Origin of the sequence: Paraburkholderia unamae, assembly GCF_003096875.1 — a bacterium.
In the GTDB taxonomy this organism is placed as follows: Bacteria; Pseudomonadota; Gammaproteobacteria; order Burkholderiales; family Burkholderiaceae; genus Paraburkholderia; species Paraburkholderia unamae.
In genome coordinates this window covers 47,872-53,871 of sequence record NZ_QEOB01000045.1, presented here as the reverse complement: position 1 = coordinate 53,871, position 6,000 = coordinate 47,872, and the positions used below count along the sequence as shown (strand labels likewise).

The window sequence follows — 6,000 nt, the reverse complement described above, 5'->3', positions numbered from 1 at the left end:
GCGTGGGTGGGCAAGGAAATCGGTCCGATCGCGAAACCGAAGGACATCCGCTTCGGCGAGAACCTGCCGAAGACGCGCTCGGGCAAGATCATGCGCCGTTTACTGCGCTCGCTCGCGAAGGGCGAGGCGATCACGCAGGACGTGTCCACGCTAGAAAACCCCGCGATTCTCGATCAGCTCGGCGAGTCGCTCTAACGGCCCGTCCAAAGGCCGAATCACACGCGGCGCCTTGCGAGGCGCCGCGTGTGAAACGTTTTACCGCGGTTTTACCCGCGCATCCCCGCATTCTTACCGATTGCCTGCCATACGCGTTTTTGCTACACAGGCGCATGGCCGCGCCACACACTACACCCCAGAACAATATCAATCCATTGCCTGAGCCACCGCCGGTGAGCGAGGCGATGGCGCACGCGCATCGGCGCTACTGGCGCTTCAATATGGCGCTGATCGCCGTGCTCATGACGATCGGCTTCGCCGTTTCGTTCGTCGCGCCGCTCTTTGCGCGCTCGCTCGCCGACGTGCGCTTCGCGGGCTTCAGCCTGCCGTTCTATCTCGGCGCGCAAGGCGCGATTCTGCTCTACGTGCTGCTCGTCGCGATCTATATCGTGCTCATGCAGCGCGCCGACCGCGTGCTTCAGGCCGCGCGCGAAGCCGACATCGCCATTCGCGAGGCGAGCAGGGCCCCGCAACGATGAAGCTCGCGCACCGCCTGATCCGCTCCTATGCGCTGTACACGCTCGGCTTTCTCGGCTTCGTCTATGTGATGTGGCGCATCGAGCTTTTCACCGGCCCCGGCATGTGGATCGGCTACGTGTTCCTGTTCGTGCCGATCGCGGTGTACGCCGTGATCGGACTGCTCTCGCGCACGTCCGATCTCGTCGAATACTATGTGGCGGGGCGGCGCGTGCCCTCGTTCTTCAACGGCATGGCAACGGCCGCCGACTGGCTTTCGGCGGCGTCGTTCATCGGCCTCGCGGGCTCGCTGTACGCGAGCGGTTACGACAGCCTTGCGTACCTCATGGGCTGGACGGGCGGCTACTGCCTCGTTGCCTTCCTGCTCGCCCCGTACGTGCGCAAGCTCGCGCGCTACACCATTCCCGACTTCCTCGGCACGCGCTTTTCGAGCAACCTCGTGCGCGCACTCGCTGTGCTCGCAACCATCCTCTGTTCGTTCGTCTATCTCGTCGCGCAGATCCAGGGCGTGGGCCTGATCGCCACGCGCTTCATCGGCGTGGACTTCGCCATCGGCATCTTCTGCGGGCTGGCGGGCATACTCGTGTGCTCGTTTCTCGGCGGCATGCGCGCGGTGACGTGGACACAGGTTGCGCAGTACATCATCCTGATCGCGGCCATCCTGATACCGGTTTCGCTGATCGCACATCGCGATGGCCTCGGCTGGCTGCCGCAACTGGACTACGGCAACGTGATGCAGCGCGTGGAAGCGCTCGAACGCGACGTGCGCGGCGCGGGCGCGGAGGCCAACGTGCGCGACGCGTACCGCGAGCGCGCGGCGCAGTGGCAAACGCGGCTCGACACGCTGCCGCAGTCGTATGTGAAGGAAAAGACGAGCCTCGTCGAATCGCTCGCCGACCTGCGCCGCCACAACGGCCCGCTGCGCGACATCGACTCGCTGGAGCGCGAGCTCAACGCGTTTCCGCGCGACGTGGACACCGCACGCATGCAGTGGACGCGCCAGCGCGACGACCTGCTCGCGCGGGCCGCGCCGCCGGTGCCGATGAACGAGCCGTTCCCCGCCGACGACGAAGCCGAGCGGCGCGTGCATCAACGCAACTTCCTCTCGCTGCTGCTGTGCCTTTCGCTTGGCACGGCGAGCCTGCCGCACATACTCACGCGCTACAACACGACGACCTCTGTGGCTTCCGCGCGCCGCTCCGTGGGCTGGACGCTCTTTTTCGTTGCGCTTTTCTACCTGACCGTGCCGGTGCTCGCGGTGCTCATCAAGTTCGAGATCCTCACGCATCTGGTGGGGCAACGCTTCGACGATCTTCCGCATTGGGTGATGCAGTGGCGCCGCATCGAGCCGTACCTCATCAGCATCGCCGACGTGAACGGCGACGGCGTGGTGCGCTGGAGCGACATCCAGATGCAGCCCGACATGGTGGTGCTCGCCGCGCCGGAAATTGCGGGGTTGCCGTACGTGATGTCGGGGCTCATCGCGTCGGGGGCGCTCGCGGCGGCGCTTTCCACAGCCGACGGCCTGCTGCTCACGATTTCGAACGTGCTTTCGCACGACGTGTACTACCACATGGTCGATCCGAGCGCGTCGAGCCAGCGGCGCGTGACGATGTCGAAGATCCTGCTGCTCGGCGTGGCGCTCTTTGCTTCCTATGTGGCGTCGCTCAACGCGGGCAACATCCTGTTCCTGGTGGGCGCGGCGTTTTCGCTCGCGGCGTCGAGCCTCTTTCCCGTGCTCGTGCTGGGCGTGTTCTGGAAACGCACGACGCGCCTGGGCGCCGTGGCCGGCATGATCGCCGGGCTGACCGTGTGCGTCTATTACATCGTTTCGACTTACCCGTTCTTCACGCAGCTCACGGGCTTCTCGGGCGGACGATGGTTTGGCATCGAGCCGATCAGCTCGGGCGTGTTTGGCGTGCCGGCGGGCTTTCTCGTGGCGATCGCCGTGAGCCTGCTCGACCGCAAACCCGACGCGTATACGATCGCGCTGGTGGACTATATCCGCCATCCGTAAGGGTGTGAAAACGCCTGCCGGTGTGCGTTCGATCACACGAGCAACGCGCGCGCGAGGCGATACTGGAAGCCTCTCGTTCCCGCGAACCGGTCCTCAAAGCAGTGCGCGGGAATTCGGCGTCGGGCGTTGGCCCGACGTCCTTTTCCACGACGCTTGAGCTTGTGCGCAGCTTCACGTCGTTGCGACCGAACCTTTCCCCGCTCATTTTTTTCGACGACGGCATCCCGTATGTGGGGTGCCGTACGATGGCGCGCAGAGTTCGATTGCGCTCCGGTGCAGTCCGTTTAGCATGGGTCCTGGCACCACCTGGGAGGGTGGTGCTCCATGTAGGAGCACTCTCGGCCGCAGCTCGTCTGCGGCTTCTTTTTTGGAGCGGGGCGTGTGGCCTTCTTCGGGAGAGGGTTCACGCGTGCGTCTATGTGATCGTTGTTGGCGCAACCAGGTCGACGTTGATGTGATGATCTGGCGCTGCCAGCGCGGCGCGGCGCGGCGCGGCGCGGCGAGCGAATATCCGTGCCGCATAGTTTTTGCCGTTCTATCAAGACTTCCGCTTTTTCGTCCGATAAGCAGGCTGGGCCCGGTGACATGACGGCGCGATGCGTCAGACATGCGCGGGTGATAGAACCTGATCGATACGAGGACGAAGTGAAGAATGGCAAGTATGGCGTCGTAGCAGGCGCCTGTGTGGTAGCGGTGCTGCTGGCTGGTTGTGAAACCACCAATTCGTTTCCGTACAAGGCGTCGACGGAAAACGTCATCGCGATTCAGCAGAACCTGCAAGCGAAGAAGGTTAGCGTCGCCGATATCCAGCTTGCGCCTGGCGTGGACGAGAGCCCGCTGTGCCGCCTCAACGGGCCGGTCAAGGTTGCGCCTGGCAAAACGATTCCGCAATACGTCAAGGAAGCGTTCGAGGAAGAGTTGTTCATGGCTCAGGCCTACGACGTGAAGGGGCCGGCCATCCAGGGGCGCATCGAGGAGTTGAGCTTCAGCTCGGTTTCTCCGGCCAACTGGACGATCAGGATGTTCGTGAAGTCGCCGTCGTCGCCGGGCTACGAAGTCTCGGTCAAGTACCCGTTCGACACGAGCTGGACCGCGATGTCGGCGTGCAAGAACGTGGCCGACGCCTTCGGGCCAGCGGTTCAGTCGCTGCTCAAGCAGGCCGTGACCAACCCGCAGTTTTCGGCGCTCGCCGGGAAGTAATTGCGGTTGGTACTGTCATGTGAAGCCCGCGCAAGCGGGCTTTTGACTTCGTGCGCGTCACGGACCCGGCAAATTCGCTTTGACGCCTCAGGTACAATCTCGCGCGCCGCCCACCGCGCCGTGACGGCGATTCCATACAAAAAACCGCCTCACCGGGGAAGCCATTGAAGCGTATTGCACTGAGCCTTTGCGTCGTTGTTTGCGCCTGCGTGGCGGGTCCGGCGTTCGCCAATTGCTGGGGCAACGACGCCTTCCAGAATTGCGTCGACGAATCGGGCAACTCGTACACCGTGCAGCGGTTTGGCAACACGTCGACGGTCAACGGCTACCAGCAGAAACTGCCCGGCGAGGCCTGGCAACAGACCGGCGCCTCCATTGGCGACACGACGTTCATCACCGGCCAGGCCGCCGACGGGTCCACATGGACCGAGACGATCAGGAACTACGGCAATGGCTCGCGCACGATCTCGGGCATGGACGGCAATGGGCTTGTTTATAACAAGAACTGCACGTCGTATGGGTGTCACTGAGGGATAGGGCGGGAAGGGCGCGTTGTCGCCTCGTCTTGAGGCGCACGCGCTATCCGTGGAGGGGCGTATTGGCCTGCCTCGGGTCTTTCTGCTGAGGGGGATTTCCAGGCCCGATGCGGGCGTGGAGGAAAACTGGCGGAGAGACGGGGATTCGAACCCCGGATAGGCTATTAACCTATACACGCTTTCCAGGCGTGCGACTTAAACCGCTCATCCATCTCTCCGGCGGGAGGCGAATTATAGCAGAGTCTTGGCGCAGGAGGAAAGCCATCACGCCAAACCTGGCGCGCCTTGCGCTTTCCAAAGTCTCCCGCACCCCGTAAGAGCAATGCAGAAATCGTTCGTTCCCCGCATACCGGGCTTGCAGTTCGAGGCCTTGTACGGCTACGGCGGTGTGGCGGACGCGACCGGCAGCGCCCAGCCCCACGGTTTTGGCGCCGCGTACGCCAACGGCCCGCTCTCGCTCGCGGCCGGATATGGCTACGCCCGCTGCGGCAGCTATTCGGTGGGCGCCTTGAGCTTCGGGCTCGCGTACTCGAACACGCAGTACGCGAACGATGCGTTCTCAACGTTCCATCAGACCGCGAAGTTCAGCAGCGGCTCGGCGTACCTGAGCGATCAGTCCAATCCCGGCGGCGCTGACTCGCGCTCCGAACGCACCGATGTGTACGCGGTCGCGGGCTATCGGAAGGCGAGCGTGGCCGCTCAGGCGTCGATCGGCGACTTCCGCGTGAATCCGGGCGCCGACAATCAGGCGCTCGTGCTCGTGGGCATCCGCCACAAGTTCCAAGGCGCGCTGCTGGCGTCGGCAGGCCGGCGAGGGATCGTCGATAATGCTTCGTCGATCCATCGAGGAGAATGCGTTTGAAGGTCAGCGAAGCCGTCACCAGCCGCAAGTCCGTGCGTCAGTTCTTGCCCGATCCCGTGGACCCCGCCGTGATCCGCCGCGTGCTCGATACCGCCGCGCGCGCGCCCTCGGGCGGCAATCTTCAGCCGTGGCACGTCCACGTCGTGGGCGGCGAGTCGCTCGTCAAGCTCAAGGCGATCATGGCCGCGCGCATCGCGCAGGCGCCCGCGGGCGAGGCGATGGAGTACGACGTTTATCCGCGCGAGCTGGGCTCGCCGTATCGCGAGCGGCGCTACCAGGTGGGCGAGGATCTCTATCGCAGCATCGATGTCGCGCGTGAGGACCGGCCCGGCCGCCTGCGTCAGTTCGCGCGCAACTATGCGTTTTTCGACGCGCCGCTCGCGCTCTTTTGCAGCGTGGACCGGCAGATGGGGGCGCCGCAATGGGCCGACCTCGGCATGTTTTTGCAAACGGTGATGCTGCTCCTGCGCGAAGCGGGCCTGCATAGCTGCGCGCAGGAATGCTGGGCGCGCTATGCGCAGACGGTGGGCGAGTTTCTCGCCTTGCCGGGGGAGCGCATGCTCTTTTGCGGCATGGCGATCGGTCATGAAGACCCGGTCGCGCCGATCAACCAGTGGCGTGCGGCGCGCGTGCCGCTCGACGCGTTCGTGCAGTTCGACGGCATCTGAGCCGGGCGGCAAGCCGGGCTTTCG

Annotated in this window: 7 protein-coding genes and 1 tRNA gene; 7 read left to right on the top strand and 1 reads right to left on the bottom strand. The window is 64.3% G+C overall.

The window, feature by feature from the left end:
* The 5 genes from C7402_RS44740 to C7402_RS44720 all read left to right on the top strand — a co-directional run.
* A partial coding sequence (locus C7402_RS44740) for an AMP-binding enzyme (protein ID WP_133254672.1) occupies window positions 1-195 on the top strand: 195 nt, incomplete at its 5' end.
* Between the two features lie 194 nt (window positions 196-389).
* Window positions 390-695 carry a DUF4212 domain-containing protein gene (locus C7402_RS44735; protein WP_308012473.1) on the top strand — a complete coding sequence of 102 codons (306 nt, stop codon included), beginning with the start codon at window positions 390-392 and terminating at the stop codon, window positions 693-695.
* Window positions 692-2,710, top strand: a complete 2,019-nt coding sequence (locus C7402_RS44730) for a sodium:solute symporter family protein (protein ID WP_112177085.1) — start codon at window positions 692-694, stop codon at window positions 2,708-2,710. Before C7402_RS44735 ends, C7402_RS44730 begins: the two co-directional genes overlap by 4 nt.
* A 645-nt stretch (window positions 2,711-3,355) precedes the next feature.
* Entirely contained in the window at window positions 3,356-3,910 is a 555-nt protein-coding gene (locus tag C7402_RS44725; protein WP_116615110.1) for a hypothetical protein, read from the top strand.
* 164 nt (window positions 3,911-4,074) lie between these two features.
* On the top strand, window positions 4,075-4,440 hold the full coding sequence (locus tag C7402_RS44720; RefSeq protein ID WP_133254671.1) for a hypothetical protein: 366 nt from the start codon (window positions 4,075-4,077) through the stop codon (window positions 4,438-4,440).
* Between the two features lie 133 nt (window positions 4,441-4,573).
* On the opposite strand, the gene C7402_RS44715 is transcribed toward C7402_RS44720, so the two are convergent.
* Window positions 4,574-4,664: transfer RNA gene (locus C7402_RS44715), tRNA-Ser, on the bottom strand.
* A gap of 104 nt (window positions 4,665-4,768) precedes the next feature.
* On the opposite strand from C7402_RS44715, the gene C7402_RS44710 reads away from it, so the two are divergent.
* Together C7402_RS44710 and C7402_RS44705 are read left to right on the top strand one after the other, a co-directional pair.
* Window positions 4,769-5,308 carry a porin family protein gene (locus tag C7402_RS44710; protein WP_116615109.1) on the top strand — a complete coding sequence of 180 codons (540 nt, stop codon included), beginning with the start codon at window positions 4,769-4,771 and terminating at the stop codon, window positions 5,306-5,308.
* Window positions 5,305-5,976, top strand: a complete 672-nt coding sequence (locus tag C7402_RS44705) for a nitroreductase (protein ID WP_116615111.1) — start codon at window positions 5,305-5,307, stop codon at window positions 5,974-5,976. Before C7402_RS44710 ends, C7402_RS44705 begins: the two co-directional genes overlap by 4 nt.
* Window positions 5,977-6,000: the final 24 nt, after the last annotated feature.

What these genes read in the sequence shown, in the direction of transcription:
- C7402_RS44730 (WP_112177085.1), top strand. Translation starts at nt 692, where the DNA reads ATGAAGCTCGCGCACCGCCTGATCCGCTCCTATGCGCTGTACACGCTC.
- C7402_RS44710 (WP_116615109.1), top strand. Translation starts at nt 4,769, where the DNA reads ATGCAGAAATCGTTCGTTCCCCGCATACCGGGCTTGCAGTTCGAGGCC.